Below are 14,228 nucleotides of genomic sequence, written 5' to 3'. Positions count from 1 at the left end.
CAGAGCTGTTGGCGTAGCTGCTTGGTGAGGAATGAGACAGCCGGGCACCGGGGGAGACCGCCCACCACGACCGGGCCATTATCTGCCGGTCACCCTCCGCCACCACCCCCGCACTCGGCCCCCACGCCTCATCGCCTGCCTAGTCACCCGAAGGTTGTTCAGCGCCGTGCCTTCGCGGTGCCGGTCGCTGAGCTCTTGGTAGATGGTGGCGGCCCGGTTGTGGGCGTCGATGGCCTCCTCGAACCGCCGCACCTCCTGCAGTGCGGTACCGAGGTTGTTCAGCGCCATGCCTTCGCGGTGCTGGTCGCCGAGCTCGCGGAAGATGGTGGCGGCCCGGTTGTGGGCGTCGATGGCCTCCTCGAACCGCCGCACCTCCCGCAGCGCGAATCCGAGGCTGGTCAGCGCCGAGCCTTCGCCGTGCTGGTCGCCGAGCTCGCGGAAGATGGTGGCGGCCCGGGTGCAGGCGTCGATGGCCTCCTCGAGCCGCCGCACCCGCCGCAGTGCGATACTGAGGTTGTTCAGCGCCATGCCTTCGCGGTGCTGGTCGCCGAGCTCTTGGTAGATGGTGGCGGCCCGGGTGCAGGCGTCGATGGCCTCCTCGAGCCGCCGCACCTCCTGCAGTGCGGTACCGAGGTTGTTCAGCGCCGTGCCTTCGCGGTGCTGGTCGCCGAGCTCGCGGCAAATGCTCAAGTCCCGGGTGTGGGCGTCGATGGCCTCCTCGAACCGCCGCACCTCCCGCAGTGCGATACCGAGGTTGTTCAGCGCCGTGCCTTCGCGGTGCCGGTCGCTGAGCTCTTGGTAGATGGTGGCGGCCCGGGTGTGGGCGTCGATGGCCTCCTCGAGCCGCCGCACCTCCCGCAGCGCGAGACCGAGGTTGTTCAGCGCCGAGGCTTCGCCGTGCCGGTCGCTGAGCTCTTGGTAGATGGTGGCGGCCCGGGTGTGGGCGTCGATGGCCTCCTCGAGCCGCCGCACCTCCTGCAGTGCGGTACCGAGGTTGTTCAGCGCCGTGCCTTCGCGGTGCTGGTCGCCGAGCTCGCGGCAAATGCTCAAGTCCCGGGTGTGGGCGTCGATGGCCTCCTCGAACCGCCGCACCTCCACCAGCGCGAGACCGAGGTTGTTCAGCGCCATGCCTTCATAGCGCTGGTCGCCGAGTTGGCGGGCGGCAGCCAGGGCGTGATGGCCGATGGTGATGGCGTCGTGGAACAGGCGCCGCCAGTCCAGGTACTGGGCCAGGGATGCGGTGAGGGCGATGGCGGTGGGCGGGTGTGTGGTGGCGGCCAGGGGGACGGCGGCGATCAGGTTCGAGCGCTCGGCGTCCAGCCAGGCCAGCGCGTCCTGCCGGTCGCGGAACCGGTCGGGGAGCGGGTCGCCGGGCAGCGCCCGCAGGTGGTCGGCGGCGGCGTCGGCGGCGGTCGCATAGTGCTCCAGCAGCCGGTCCAGAGCTTCATGCCGGTCGTCATCGTTGCTGGTGTCGGCGAGTTCGGCCGCGTATACCTTGATCAGGTCGTGCATCCGCCACCGCCCCGATCCGGCGGGGGTTTCGGCCAGCAGGCTGGCACGGGCCAGGGCGGCCAGCACCGGCCGCACCTGATCGGCCAGCCAGGCGGTGAGGGCGGCGGCGGCGTCGGTGCCGACGTGCGGGCCGGGATTGACCGCCAGCAACCGAAACAGCCGCTGCTGGGAAGGGTTCAGCCGCCGATACGACAGGGCGAACGCCGCGCGGACCGGCGCCGAATCCCCCTCGGCCTGCTCGGGGGTGTCCGGGGGGCGGATCCGGTCCAGCCGGGTGCGTTCATCGGCCAGATGCTCCCCCAGCTGCGCGATCGACAGGCCGGGGTCGTCGACCAGGAACGCCGCGGCGATCTGCAGCGCCAGCGGCAACCGCCCGCACCACCCGGCCACCGCCTCCACCGCCCCCGGCTCGGCCGCCGGACGCGGGTCGGCCGGGCGGGCGCGCAGCAGGGTCTGGCCGATCAGGTCGGCGGCCGCCTGCGGCGTCAGTTCCTCCAGCCCGATCAGCCGGGCCCCCACCTCGGTGAGCGAGGCCAGGGTGTCGCGGGAGGTGACCAGCAGCCGATGCGTCCCCGCCCCGGGCACCAGCAGCCGCACCTGCCCGGCCGAGGAGACGTTGTCGGCCACCACCAGCACCCGCAGCCCCTGCCGGGCGCGGCGGGCCAGCTCCGCCCGATACAACCCCGCCTGCTCTTCGGGGGTCGGCGGCAAGTCCTGCTCGGCGACGCCCAGAGCCCGCAGCAGCATCCCGACCGCCCGCTCACCGCTCACCCCACCGGCCGGGTCATACCCGGCCATCTCGACGAACAGCGCCGCGCCGCCGAACCATCCCCGCTCCACCGCCTGGTGGGCGGCCGTCAACGCCAGGGCGGTCTTGCCGACCCCGGCCAGCCCGTGCACCGCCGACACCACCACCGTCCCCGGCCCCTCGCCAGGAGCCAGCACCTCCAGCAACTCCTCCACCTGAGCGTCGCGGCCGGCCAGATACGGCGGAGCCGCCGGCAATGACCCACCTGCGGCGCCGCCTGCCCCCGGACCCGTGATGGTGATGGACGTGCTGATCCCCGGCCACCTGGGTGACCTGGGCATGGCCGTCGGCGCGGACGTTCTGCGACACCTTCTTCGGGCCGCCGTGGGGAGTGGTCATGGCCGGGCGGGCGGGTCCTGATCGCCGCCGACCTGCCAGACCTCCCCGTCCTCGGTGACCCGCGCGCGCTGCCGCACCCGATCAGGAACATCTGTGCCGCCGCCCGCGGGCGGCGAGGCGGTCTGGTTCCCGCCCACCTGGTGGACCCGGCCGCGGCCAGAGGCCCGGGCGTCCTGCCGCACCCGCCTCCCGGCGCCGGAGCCCGCAACCAGCCCATACACGGTCAACGCCAACCCCACCACCGCGACCAGCGCCCCCACCACACTGGCCAGCTTGTCGGCCCGATCCAGCCCCACCACCGCGAAGTACACGCCCAGCCCGGCCACCGCCCCAACTGTCAACCCGGCCCCGGCCCACACCCATCGACGCCTCACCATGCCGCCATCATCACCACGACCGGCAGCCCCTGCCACCGATTAGCCCAAACCAGCCACCCGCACCGCCCAATCACGGAAACCGCCCCCGCTTTCGGGCGCGCAACAGCGATGGCTTGCTGCAGCGGGCTGAACCGGGCGGGGCGCTGGCCGAGCAGCGACAGCACGTGCGCAGCCCAGCGGCGGTTCAGGATCGCGAGCAAGGCCAGCAGGGCCTGATTGGGCAGCACCAGGCGACACCGGCGCCGGTGTCGGCGCGCTACGCGACGACGAGTACTACCGGCGCGCCGAGGCCGCGCTGAAGGAAGCCGGGACCCTCTACAGCGACACCGGCCCCCACCGCGTCAGCGTCAACGAGGACGTCCTGTTCAGCCTCCGCTACCGCGACGACCTCCACCTCGCGTGAGAACGCGCTGAGGCGGTACCCGCCTCCCCGATCTGCGACCCCTGGTCCGACCCTGTCGAGATCAACCAGGACGGCACCGTCGCAGACCTCACCGATCAATGACGGTGCGTCAGCCTCCGCTGACCCGTACGTCACGCTCGGTCACCTCGATCATCGAGAGTGGGTCAAAGCCCGAAGTTTCCGCGCTCAAGTCCGCGTGAAGCGGCAACGCTTGTCGGTGAGTTTGCGCAACACCTCTGATCATCGAACTGTCGTGTTGATGACCTTCAGCAACACTCAGGGCCTTGCGGTGGGGCATGCTGGACCACACCGCCGTTGGAGCAACAAACCCTCTGGCACCAGAAGGTCGAGCCGGTCAACGCTGTCCAGTCGAAGAACTGGCAAGAGCGGCACAAGCCGCAGCGCCAGGGTGAGTAACGCCCACCGACACCCGTGGTCCGTCCTGCGGTCCGTCCTGCATCCGCGATCTGCGACCTACTGGACTGGCGCCTCGGCGAGCGACAGGCTGTTCCCGTCCGGGTCCAGTACGACGACGTGGCGCACGCCGTTGCTGTAGGTCTCCACCGGTTCGTGGCCGATGCCGTGCGCAGCGAGGCGGGCCAGAATGTCGTCGAGGTCGGTAACACCGAGCGTGATCATGGCGCCACCTACCCGCTCGGCCCGCACGTCCCGGTCATCGACGACAATCCATGCGTTCTCGCCGACTTGCCACAGGTACTCCTCGCCGATGACCTCGTCCGCCGCGCGCCCAAAGAAGACCTCGAACCACCCCAGTGCCTTGGTCCGGTCACTCACCGGAATGATGCTGTACAAGTCCACTTGGACCACCCCCTCAGCCGTTTCGGGAACTTAGACCACTCCCGTGACAAGAACTCATCTGAGGAGGACGGTCCAGTTCTCCACAAGGAACGTGAGGACAGGCTTCACTGCGGGGATCAGGGTGAACGGCGATCCATCGGCAGCAGGCGCAGTGGACCGTCGCTAAGTCTCATCGACATCACCCGTTTGCTTCTACTCACAACCGTCGCTCAAACCAACGAACAAACGTTGCTGCTTCTCACGGTCGCAATCACTCAACACCTCGCGGCGTTCGCACGCGAGGTGGTGGAGGTGGTCGCGGTAGCGCAGGTTGAGCAGGACGTCCTCGAGGTCGCGGGTGCCCGCGCCGAGGACCCGCGCCGAGCAGCAGCACAGGGCGACGGTGGCGATGGAGGTTAGTCGAGTTGGATGCGCCTGGTCGGGTCCGTATTCATGCCGGTGACCCGGCCGCTTCTTTGGTCTTTCATGACCACGCCCCCGGTGGTCATGGGATCGGGCGGCGGCATCGTGGACGGGTCGGAGGATGTGCGCGGAGCCGCGCACCGAAGGCGTCTGTGGCCTGGATGATCGTTTCCGGTTCTCCGCCTGCGTCTGGCCAGGAGATGATCAGGTGCTCTTCGGTGACGTCATCGGCGTTGTTGGCAGTTTCGGCGCGAGCAGCGGTGTCACGGCCGCGGACGTGCACTCGTAGCCGGTAGGTGCCGACACCCGCCGAGGCCAGATTGGGAAGCAGCGCAGCCTCAGGACAGGCGGGCCCGAACCGGCCGCTGGGTGAGGTGAACGACACCTCGACGATGTCGTCCCACGCGGCCGGGTCGGGGGCGGCGGGTGGTTCCTGGGCGGCCAGTACCGTGACGCGGACGTACCCGGTCAGGGTGCCGGTGCACACACACGCGGCTCCGTCGCCGAGCACTCCGACCAGGCCGTTGGCGCCCGTGTGGTAGAGCAGCGGCTGTGCGGTCGCCGGATCGGTGAGGTGGTAGCACCCGTTGTCGACGCTCAACGCCACCGTGTGATCGGCCACGCCCAGGAACCTCCCTTGCCCGCTTACTTCATAGACTGCCTTGCCTTGAGGCCGTCAGGGGACGATGTTGGTGGCTGCGAGCAGACTCTGCCACCACACCGCGCTGAGCGCTGGGATCAGCGGGCTGCAGCGATCAGTTCCAAGGTCTGTTCGAGTTCGCGGCTCGGAGCCGGCTGAGAACTCCACATCAGCCGCAGATCATCGCCATGCCGGCGCGGGACCACATGAGTGTGGAAGTGAAAGACCTCCTGCCAGGCGGCCTCGCCGGTGGAATGTACGACGTTCACCCCGTCGGGAGCCAACGCCGCCTTCAGCAACGCAGCGACCCGATGCACCATCCGAGCAACATGCCCATGGGCGGTCTCGGAGATCGTCCACACGTCAGCGGCATGTTCGCGCGGGACAACCAAGGTATGGCCTGGTGAGGCCGGGGCGATGTCGAGGAACGCCACCGTGTACTCGTCCTCAAGGACACGATAAGACGGCAGCCGCCCGGCAACGATCTTGCAGAAGGTGCAGTCGCTCACCCACCAGATCATCGCATTCGCCAACCCCAGCCACCTTGGTCGGTTGCACCGAGGGCGTCAGCCGGGACGCCGCGTGCCCGGTGGCGGGCGGCGCAGCACTGGTCAAAGTCCGTCACCTAGGGCAGCGGCCGGATGCCGGGCGGCAGCTGCCACAGGTGGAGCCGCCGCTCGGTCAACGAGGTCACCGCGGCGGTGCCGGAGCCGGTTCCTACCTTGTCAGCGCACCCGATAAGGGACCCATTTGCCCACCTTCTTAGAAGTGGGCGGGACTGCTGACGTGTCTTGCCAGGTCGGAGGGGTAGCAGCTCGTCTCTATGCGTCCGCGACTGATAGAGGCCGGGGGCCTCTCCAGAGGCGGCGCTGGTCGGGGGTCATTGAATGGGCGCGTGAATCGGCTGATGTCTTCGAGTTGGGAAATATGGTTTCTATGCAGGGTATTCGAGAATTTGACTGCTTGGAATTCTTGTAACGCCCTCTCTGGAGGCTGGATTTAGGGGGCGTGAAAGGCTGTTGAAGGTCGCCGAAGTGCGCATTTGGAGGCTGTTGATTGTTTGAGGAATTGGCGGTACAAGGTGTTGCTTTTTCGTGTCGATGGAGGTTGAATGGAAGATGAGTAGGTCAAGCAAGTGACGTGAAGCGTGCGCCTCCCGTGCGCGCATCACAGAAAGACGATCGGAGACCGATCATGTCCAACTGGATTCCCGGCAGGGCAATTCCGATCAATGTTCCGGGCGGTGATCTCGCCCCGGAAGACATGTCCCGAGTCACCGCTGATGACTGGACGGACCTCCGCACGCTGGCGCGCGGCTACTGCCGTACGGTCGACGCGACGCGGTCACGCAAGCGCATGGACGGAAGCGCCACGGTCACCCGAAGCGGACACGGGCTCTACGGGACGGACGACATCTCGGACGACGTCACGCAAGACGCCGTTCTGCTGTTCGCGGCACGCCTCCGCGACGTGCTCAAGTCCTGCCCGACCGCTTCGCAATGGGTGGACTCCCGAGAAGTGGCAGGCTGGCAGTACCGGCGTAAGGACGGCCAGACGACGATCATCACGCGGAAGACGCTTCTGCGCTGGGCAGTGCGGGACGCGGCGGCCCGAAACGGATACCGGCTGGACGTTCCGCCGGACGAGATCACGGAAACGCCAGGCGCTCAGCGCATGCGCGGAGTTCCGCACGTCGAAACCGTGACGGCACTCGCAACGGCGACCGGTGTCTCACAGCTCAGCGAAGCGATCATGCGCAAAGCGTGGGGAGACGGAACCGAGTATCCCACGCTCTCAAAGGTCCTGTTCCTCGCGAGCGAAGCGGACAACCTGAAGCGTGAGGGCATCCTCGCAACCGTCGCACAAGCCGAACACGGTGGCGCGTACGGTTCACGCTGGAACGTTCGCAGGACGCGAGACAAGGCGCGTCGGGAGTGGGAGACGCTGTCCGAGCGTCTGGACCAAGCGCGCGACGAAATGATCCATCACAGCATACGTCCGAGCGAGACAGCCAAGCGGGCAGAGCACACGGAGTAGACGGAAGCGGTGAGCCCCCTAGGGTGCGCGTCCCTAGGGGGCTCTGCATGGAAGGCACATGGCAAATGATCACCTACGAACTCAACCATGAGTGCCTGTCGGGCGATCACGCGCTTTGCGCTACGGAGACATACGACGTCATGCGCGATGGCCGGTTCATCGGTGAAGTCACCTACTGGATTCACCTCCGAGTCTGGACCAATGATCGGCGTACCGATCCCAGTGTGGGCGGGTACCCGACACGCGATGATGCAGCTGAGAGCCTCTGAGACTCGGAACCGTCTGTGAGCCCCCTAGGAAGCTCCTAGGGGGCTCACAGTCTTCTCAGAGCGTCTGAACGCAGGGGACGGCGCAATTCCCGCGCATGGCGATCGAGAGTCGGAGAGCGTGTCCGGCGCGTACGCGCGGCCAGTCTCCCGGAGGCGGATGCTGAGATAGTGGTCCAAAAATCTTGAAATGCGCCGACGGTTCAGCGGTTCCGGTGCCCGTATTAGGGTGAGAGCGGATTTCGTGCACGGCGCGGTCAACGCGCTGGTATGCATCCCGCTCACGATGTCGTCCGCTCGTTAAGACGCGGACGGGCTCTCGTGCGCGCATGCGCAGGAGAGCGATGCGGACGCCGGTACGTGCCGTTTCGTCGCGCGAGCGAAAAATCTTGGATGTCGCCGACGGTTCGGCGGTTCCGGTACCCGTATTTAAGTGGAAGCCCGACGCGGCGGCGTCGCACTTTGACGTGCCATGGCGCGTGAAGGTGCGGATGTCGTTGCGGGTCACGGTCGGAGGCCGTGGCCGTGGCGGGCGAGCTGTGGTTCTGGCCCTCCGCTGGGAGAGAGGACGCGTCCCGGTCTCTCCCAGCGGCACAGCATCATCACGGGACGCCCACCACCGTTCCCGACCGCGCGGTCCGGCGGGGCCAGGGACCGCGCGTCGGGGACGTGGTTGGAAAAGCGGTCTGCCTGGCCGCCGGCACTGGAGGAGCAGACCGCCCGGTGCCGGCCGGCTGGCCGCGGGATGCGAGTGCGACTCCCTGAGCGGCATGTCGACACGCCCCCTGGTTGTGGCCTGGGCATCCGGCCTGGGTCCCTGCCGTTCAGGAGGCTGACAGTGAGTGTGAGTCAGGCGCTCGCGAACATGGTCAAGGACGGTCTGGTGGCCAAGACCTTCTCCAGCGGGTCCAAGGGATTCCACACCACCGGCAAGATCACGGTGGACGGTGTCCGCTACCAGGCGCAGGCCCAGGCTGTGCTGATCGGGTCCAAGGCCGACCCGAAGGTCAAGGTGCAGGCCAAGCGGGACGAGGCCGTCTCGGCGCTGGCGACCTTCACCGACGGGCTGACGCCCAAGATGTTCTCCACGGGCCGGACGGGCTTCTACGCCACCGGCAAGGTCGAGATCGGTGGCCAGCGCTATCAGGCCCAGGCCCAGGCGGTTCGCCTCGACTGAACGGGCCGCACAGGGGAGCCGGGATTCGCGTGTCTCCCGGCACCCGGCGCGACAGCCAGCCCGATCGACTGGAGGATCGCCATGTTCGCACCGCACACCGGAAAGGACCGGTCGCCGTGGCGGGTCTACACCCGCGATCCGGCCACCGGCCTGCTGATCCACGATGGGCTGATCTACCGGGGCGAACGCTGCGCCCGGCGGGAGGCCCGCAAGATCACCCGAACGCTCGGCCTGCAAGCGAAAGCGCAACCGGCCGGCTGATCCCATAGACGCCCCGTACCCGGGGGAACGCGCGTCCCCCCGGGGGCGGGGGCTTGAGCCGAGATCAGACCACCTTTGCTCGCCTGTGCTCGGCAGCTTCAAACCCGGCTCCGTTCTGGGTGGCTTGCGGCACACCGCCCACCTGGATGGCGACCCTGCACGTGGCCCTGGCAGTCGGCACGTTCGGCCGCGAGATCTGGACCGCACTGCGGGACCACCCGGGCAACGGCTAGAGCACCCGCTCTGTACCAACCCTCCCGCCTGGATGTTCCGAAGACCCGGGCGGACCGTTCGATCTTCACCTGTGAGGTGATCGTGATGGCCAAGCTGTCCATCCGCTACGACGTGGGCGGGCCGGACGGCCCCCTGGCTCACCTCCAGCCGTTCGACACCCACGGCGCCATGAGCGCCACACCGTACGCCCCCGGATCGACCGGGAGGCTGCCACTGGCGTGGGCGCGCCGCTACGACGACGACCGCCGATCCTCCGGGATCATCTACACGGTCCGCTCGTATGCGACGCCGATCGCGTGGGTGCGGGCCGACGGCCGGATGGTGGTGCCGCCTGTGACCTACTCACCGACCACGACCCGGCACCAGAACCTCTGCCGAGCGTGGCTGGGGACCGCCGTCGCGGTCGGGGAGGACGCGGCAGCGGCATGACGACGACTACATCCGCCAGCCCGGTGCGCTCGGTTCGGCACTACCACGTGTCCGAGTTCACCCTGGGCTGCCTGCCGGAGGCCGAGCCCTACGTCACCGACGATCCGGCCCTGGCCGTGGACGCACTGGCCTCCCTGCTGGAGGGCCGGGACGAAACCGCAGACCCGAGCGACGCGGTGCAGGCCGCCGAGAGGGCCGCGATCTACCAAAGCCAGCGGTCCGGCTTCCACGGCGGGCATGACGGAGCGCTCGCCCACCTTGAGCAGGGGCAGGAGGTGTGCGAGATCGTCGCGCTGCGGGCGTTCGAGATCGCGGTCTGTGACGACCGTGACTGCCTGCGCTACTGCCCGAGCCACAAATGCCGCACCGTCGTGCCGGTCACTGACTTCGATCCGTGGTGCTGGTGCTGCGGTACCGCCTACGTGCCCGCCGACGCGTGTCCCTGGCTGGACTGACCCAACCATCGCGGCCCGCCACGGACCGCTGCCCGAGCCGTCCCGCAGGTCCCTGCTGGGGGGAGGGGACCTGCGGGACACCCGATACGAGCGGCCCCCACCCGCTCGCCTGACCTTCACGCAGAGACCACCCCCACACAAGGAGGGAGATCCTCCATGCCCGCCCTTACCCATGACGTGACGCCATGCGGTCTGATCAGCGACCAGTGGCTGTCCACGCTGCTACACGACATGGGCACCTGGCATGAAGAGGTCGCCGAGACCCTGCGCAAACAGCAGATCCGGGGCCGTCGCACCATGACGGACTGCCCGGTTGCCCGCTACGTCGCGTCCCGCGTACGCGAGCAGGCGCCGACCGAGCCGGTGAAGGTGATCGTCGCCGGCGGCGGCGTGATCGTCCAGGTCGGCGAACCCTCCGTCGACGGTTCCGGCAGGTTCAGCGCTCCCTTGCCTGAGCCGGTGGGCGAGTTCATTTCCGCCTTCGACAACGCCGAATACGACCACGACCTCTACGCCGACCTCAGGTCGGACTTGACCAACTGAGCCGCCTGCTGTGCGACATAGGCGCTCTCGCGACCTTGGCTCCATGCCCGGCCCAGATCTCTTGAGGCAGCTGCTCCCTGCTGCCGAGTCGCACCCGCAATAGACCAACTCCGACGTCCCGCAGGTCCCCTATGGGGGGGAGGGGACCTGCGGGACCTTCCATGCGCGGGAGATGACCATGACCGCGATCGAAGCGACCATCGCCGTCCACCGTCCCGATGATGTGACCTTCACGGTGGACACCGACGCTTTCCTGGGCGCCATCGGACCGACCGACAAGAAGGTCCAGGACGCGCTGAACGAAGCGCTTGACGCCTATGTGGACGAACACGCCTACTACCACTCCGAGCGGTGGTACAGCCTGCTGCACGAACGCGACTCCCGCAAGGTGCTGCGCGAGGCCCTGGCCAGCAGCCTCGGCCTTGACACCGACGAGGTATCGGCCGACTACGAGTTCTGCACCGGCGACTGGGAGAGCGTGCTGTCGGAGGACTTCGGCGGAACCCTGTGGGATACGGCCGACGGCCGCCGGTTCCTGACGATCGAATCGGGTGACCGCGGATTCATGAACACGACCGTAGGCGTGCGCTCGGTCGAATGCGAGGAACCGGCGTACGTGATCGCGAGCTGTTCCCAGTGGGTCATGATCGGCTGCACCGCGTGCGAATACTGCGTGGACACCGCCCACGAACGCGTCACCTGGACGAACCTGACCCGCCAAGACGACGACGGATGGGCGCTGGACGATCTGTTCTGCCCCCGGTGCGGTCACCGGATGATCGCCGAGGTCTGGATCTAGTCAGGGGATTCAGGACTCGCCAGACCTTGGCAAAAGCGCTATTCCCTGGCGATGGCCAGCGAGCGCCGAATCCAGCAGCAGAAATCGGAGGACATGGGAGGAGCCCATGCGTGTAAGCGTGTATCACAACGTGGCCCGCGACCCCGAGGGCCGCATGGTCAACTTCCTGGGGTACGAGTCCGGCCACCCACTCGTGCATGTCTTCGAAGCCGACATCGATCTCGGTGGCGTCGTCTTCGTCTCGGCACTGGCCGAGGCGCTGTGGGCCGCCTGCAACCTCGACCCCGAGTGGCTGACCGGACGTTGCGCGATCCTCGCTCGCGCATACCGGGACCGGCGCCTGCGGTCGATGTCGGTCGGTGACGTGGTGGTGATCGGCGAGGGAGAGGGCCGCGTCGCGATGTGCGCCGACAGCGTCGGCTTCTCCTTCGTGCGTCCCGACCGGCTCAACGTCGTCACGACCTGCGCGCCGGGGACGCAGCCCTGGCCGACGGACGCACAGCCTGTGTGTGTCTGAGGGCGGGACCAGCACGGTTCGGAGGGCATGAATGAGTCAGCGAGAGTTCTTTCAGTTCCTGGCCTACCGGTGGGACGTCACCAAAGCACAGCAGATCGCCGCGACCCTGCCGGTCCACCGCTTCGACCCACAGCCCTGGTTCGGCTGGCTGAATGCGGTGGCCCTGAACGAGGAGCACATTTCAACGGTCGACCTGGACCGTCCAATCATCGCGGTGAGACTCCGGGAAGCCGAAGGCAATGCAATGATCATCGATGGCTGGCACCGGATCGCACGAGCCCAACGGGAAGGCGTCACCGCACTGCCGATCGTTGTCTTGAGCGAGGACCAGGAGTATCAGGTGAGGATCTTCGGCGGCGACAAGCCTGGCAAGCACGGGTCATGAAGGCGTCCCCGAAACGTGTAGACCTATCCTCCATCAGGGAGCGATCGGTTTGTCCTTCCAGGACAGTCGCAGATGCAAAAGCAAGATCGGAACAAAGGGGAGTTGTTCAGACGAGCAAGAGGTGAATCAATGGGCGAAGGTATGCGGCTGGATCGTCTGAGAGAACAGCTCAACGGCCTTGCTGGTGACATCAGAGAGTGGGACGCAGAGCGCTGGCGCATCTCCCACAAGGAAAATCACGAAGGTGGCGCCTTCAGTGAATGGCATGGCTCGGATGACCGGGCCGTAGCCATCGTTCGCCAAGTGCAGGACATTCTCGGTGAATCAGCCAGAGCAAGGCCAGTCAAGATATGCCCGCCGGGTGACGAGTGTGAGGACTGCGCAGCCATAGACGGCTAGCCTGGACTGCCCGTCCGGTAGACAGTGACCGTCATGGTTGCTAGTAGCAAGCGGTGACGACCAGCACGTCAGGAAGTCCCGACGCAGTCGGGGGGCTTGGCGTTCCGCTCTGGATCCATAGAGCCGACTCGACGCGATTCCCGCTCGGCTGCGATCTACGCCTCCCGGCCTTGTTTTTCAGGCTGCTGACTTTCGGGATGTTCGCGCCACGTGGGCGCGGCGCCTGCCTCTCACATCCAAACGGAAGGAGAGCATTGCCATGTCCAAAGAGGCGCTGGAATGGCTGAACCGTAACACGCTGATCGGCTTCACCGAGAAGCGCGGCAAGGCCTGGCATTACCGGGCAGACCTGCAATCGGAAGAACCCAACCACTACCCCGGGCCGATCCCGGTCGAAGACGTCAAGCGGCGCCTCTTCGGCTGGGAGGCGGTCTCCAGCCCGGTGTATGTGGAAAGCCCGGTCACCGGCGGATTGGCCGAGGTGCCCGGACGCCAGGCGATCCTCCGCGGCGACAACGGCCACGTGATGGGGATCTTCACCGATGGCTACGAGAAGCATCCCTACGTCGAGTGGCTGATCAACACCATCGCGACGCTCCTGGAGGACGATCTGTCGATCGGGTCGGCCGGGCTTTTGCGCGGCGGAGCGGTCGCCTGGGTGTCGGTGGAGGTGCCCGAGAACGTCACCACCCCTGAAGGCGTGGAGTTCCGGCCGCACCTGTTCGGTGCCACCAGTTTCGACGGGTCGCTGGCCACGACCTTCAAGCGAGCGGTCACAAACGTGGTGTGCGACAACACCATGGCGGCCGGGCTCGCCGAGGCCGGCCAGCAGATCAAGATCAAGCACTCGCGGAACAGCAAGGTGCGGATCGGCGAGGCCCGCCAGGCGCTCAACATCATCTACCAGGTCGCCGACGACTTCGCCGCCGAGGTCGCAGCGCTGTGCCGCACAACGGTCAGCGACACCGAATGGAACGCCTTCCTGGACGCCCACGCGCCGCTGCCCGACGAGCCGGGCCGCAAGCGGACACTCGCCGAGAACAAGCGCGACACCCTGACCAAGCTGTGGCATCACGACAACCGGGTCTCTCCCTGGCGCAACACCGCCTGGGGCGTGATCCAGGCGGTCAACACCTACACCCACCACGAGCAGACCGTCCGTGGTGCCGGACGGGTCGAACGCAACATGCTGCGCGCCGTTACCGGCGGCTTCGACGAGCTGGACCAGGCCACGCTGCACACGCTCAACGCCGTACGCGAGGAGCCGGTGGGCGTCTCCGCTGCCTGACTCGCGATGGTTCCTGCCAGACGACCCTCGCGTTTGAGCAAACCACGATCTCAATCGTCGCGGCCGTCTTCATCCGTCGGGCTGCCTGCTGCCCGTCGAAGCCCGGAGAGCAACCCCTCTGTCGGTGGCGGCAGCCGG

At 67.3% G+C, this 14,228-nt stretch carries 17 protein-coding genes; 11 read left to right on the top strand and 6 right to left on the bottom strand.

Annotated elements, in window-relative coordinates; translation table 11 throughout:
* Positions 1–78 precede the first annotated feature (78 nt).
* The 6 genes from ABD811_RS38525 to ABD811_RS38500 form a co-directional block, all read right to left on the bottom strand.
* Positions 79–2,517 (bottom strand): tetratricopeptide repeat protein, encoded by a 2,439-nt coding sequence (locus ABD811_RS38525; RefSeq protein WP_344957701.1) that lies wholly within the window; start codon positions 2,515–2,517, stop codon positions 79–81.
* Positions 2,518–2,655: 138 nt separating this feature from the next.
* Positions 2,656–3,036, bottom strand: coding sequence for a hypothetical protein (locus ABD811_RS38520; protein ID WP_344957699.1), 381 nt, complete (start codon positions 3,034–3,036; stop codon positions 2,656–2,658).
* Positions 3,030–3,263 (bottom strand): hypothetical protein, encoded by a 234-nt coding sequence (locus tag ABD811_RS38515; protein ID WP_344957697.1) that lies wholly within the window; start codon positions 3,261–3,263, stop codon positions 3,030–3,032. Before ABD811_RS38515 ends, ABD811_RS38520 begins: the two co-directional genes overlap by 7 nt.
* A 650-nt stretch (positions 3,264–3,913) precedes the next feature.
* The gene (locus ABD811_RS38510) at positions 3,914–4,258 is read right to left on the bottom strand and encodes a VOC family protein (protein ID WP_344957695.1); all 345 of its coding nucleotides are present in this window, start codon (positions 4,256–4,258) and stop codon (positions 3,914–3,916) included.
* A gap of 484 nt (positions 4,259–4,742) precedes the next feature.
* Positions 4,743–5,282 (bottom strand): hypothetical protein, encoded by a 540-nt coding sequence (locus ABD811_RS38505; RefSeq protein WP_344957693.1) that lies wholly within the window; start codon positions 5,280–5,282, stop codon positions 4,743–4,745.
* 116 nt (positions 5,283–5,398) lie between these two features.
* Positions 5,399–5,809: an HIT family protein gene (locus ABD811_RS38500; RefSeq protein ID WP_344957691.1), complete on the bottom strand. Its 411-nt coding sequence runs from the start codon at positions 5,807–5,809 to the stop codon at positions 5,399–5,401.
* 685 nt (positions 5,810–6,494) lie between these two features.
* Between ABD811_RS38500 and ABD811_RS38495 the strand changes: the two genes are divergently transcribed.
* From ABD811_RS38495 to ABD811_RS38445, 11 genes are all read left to right on the top strand, one after another.
* Entirely contained in the window at positions 6,495–7,337 is an 843-nt protein-coding gene (locus ABD811_RS38495; protein WP_344957689.1) for a hypothetical protein, read from the top strand.
* A 1,104-nt stretch (positions 7,338–8,441) separates the two neighbouring features.
* Complete coding sequence (locus ABD811_RS38490; RefSeq protein ID WP_344957688.1) at positions 8,442–8,780, top strand: hypothetical protein; 339 nt, start codon at positions 8,442–8,444, stop codon at positions 8,778–8,780.
* An 81-nt stretch (positions 8,781–8,861) separates the two neighbouring features.
* Positions 8,862–9,041, top strand: a complete 180-nt coding sequence (locus tag ABD811_RS38485; RefSeq protein WP_344957686.1) for a hypothetical protein — start codon at positions 8,862–8,864, stop codon at positions 9,039–9,041.
* Positions 9,042–9,359: 318 nt separating this feature from the next.
* Positions 9,360–9,704, top strand: a complete 345-nt coding sequence (locus ABD811_RS38480; protein WP_344957684.1) for a DUF8033 domain-containing protein — start codon at positions 9,360–9,362, stop codon at positions 9,702–9,704.
* The gene (locus ABD811_RS38475) at positions 9,701–10,159 is read left to right on the top strand and encodes a hypothetical protein (protein ID WP_344957682.1); all 459 of its coding nucleotides are present in this window, start codon (positions 9,701–9,703) and stop codon (positions 10,157–10,159) included. The genes ABD811_RS38480 and ABD811_RS38475 overlap by 4 nt, the downstream gene beginning before the upstream one ends.
* 156 nt (positions 10,160–10,315) lie before the next feature.
* Positions 10,316–10,702, top strand: coding sequence for a hypothetical protein (locus ABD811_RS38470; RefSeq protein ID WP_344957680.1), 387 nt, complete (start codon positions 10,316–10,318; stop codon positions 10,700–10,702).
* A gap of 178 nt (positions 10,703–10,880) precedes the next feature.
* The gene (locus ABD811_RS38465) at positions 10,881–11,501 is read left to right on the top strand and encodes a hypothetical protein (protein ID WP_344957678.1); all 621 of its coding nucleotides are present in this window, start codon (positions 10,881–10,883) and stop codon (positions 11,499–11,501) included.
* 130 nt (positions 11,502–11,631) lie between these two features.
* Positions 11,632–12,018: a hypothetical protein gene (locus ABD811_RS38460; protein ID WP_344957676.1), complete on the top strand. Its 387-nt coding sequence runs from the start codon at positions 11,632–11,634 to the stop codon at positions 12,016–12,018.
* Between the two features lie 31 nt (positions 12,019–12,049).
* Positions 12,050–12,403 carry a ParB N-terminal domain-containing protein gene (locus ABD811_RS38455; protein WP_344957674.1) on the top strand — a complete coding sequence of 118 codons (354 nt, stop codon included), beginning with the start codon at positions 12,050–12,052 and terminating at the stop codon, positions 12,401–12,403.
* Between the two features lie 129 nt (positions 12,404–12,532).
* Positions 12,533–12,802, top strand: coding sequence for a hypothetical protein (locus ABD811_RS38450; protein ID WP_344957672.1), 270 nt, complete (start codon positions 12,533–12,535; stop codon positions 12,800–12,802).
* 259 nt (positions 12,803–13,061) lie between these two features.
* Positions 13,062–14,090: a DUF932 domain-containing protein gene (locus ABD811_RS38445; RefSeq protein ID WP_344957670.1), complete on the top strand. Its 1,029-nt coding sequence runs from the start codon at positions 13,062–13,064 to the stop codon at positions 14,088–14,090.
* Positions 14,091–14,228 lie beyond the last annotated feature (138 nt).

The sequence above is a fragment of the Actinomadura miaoliensis genome (assembly GCF_039536785.1).
Classification (GTDB): domain Bacteria; phylum Actinomycetota; class Actinomycetes; order Streptosporangiales; family Streptosporangiaceae; genus Spirillospora; species Spirillospora miaoliensis.
This window is presented reverse-complemented; position numbering and strand designations above follow the sequence as displayed.

Coding starts and splice junctions, on each gene's coding strand:
- ABD811_RS38520 (WP_344957699.1), bottom strand. CDS start 3,036: ATGGTGAGGCGTCGATGGGTGTGGGCCGGGGCCGGGTTGACAGTTGGG.
- ABD811_RS38495 (WP_344957689.1), top strand. CDS start 6,495: ATGTCCAACTGGATTCCCGGCAGGGCAATTCCGATCAATGTTCCGGGC.
- ABD811_RS38485 (WP_344957686.1), top strand. CDS start 8,862: ATGTTCGCACCGCACACCGGAAAGGACCGGTCGCCGTGGCGGGTCTAC.
- ABD811_RS38480 (WP_344957684.1), top strand. CDS start 9,360: ATGGCCAAGCTGTCCATCCGCTACGACGTGGGCGGGCCGGACGGCCCC.
- ABD811_RS38475 (WP_344957682.1), top strand. CDS start 9,701: ATGACGACGACTACATCCGCCAGCCCGGTGCGCTCGGTTCGGCACTAC.
- ABD811_RS38470 (WP_344957680.1), top strand. CDS start 10,316: ATGCCCGCCCTTACCCATGACGTGACGCCATGCGGTCTGATCAGCGAC.
- ABD811_RS38465 (WP_344957678.1), top strand. CDS start 10,881: ATGACCGCGATCGAAGCGACCATCGCCGTCCACCGTCCCGATGATGTG.
- ABD811_RS38455 (WP_344957674.1), top strand. CDS start 12,050: ATGAGTCAGCGAGAGTTCTTTCAGTTCCTGGCCTACCGGTGGGACGTC.
- ABD811_RS38450 (WP_344957672.1), top strand. CDS start 12,533: ATGGGCGAAGGTATGCGGCTGGATCGTCTGAGAGAACAGCTCAACGGC.
- ABD811_RS38445 (WP_344957670.1), top strand. CDS start 13,062: ATGTCCAAAGAGGCGCTGGAATGGCTGAACCGTAACACGCTGATCGGC.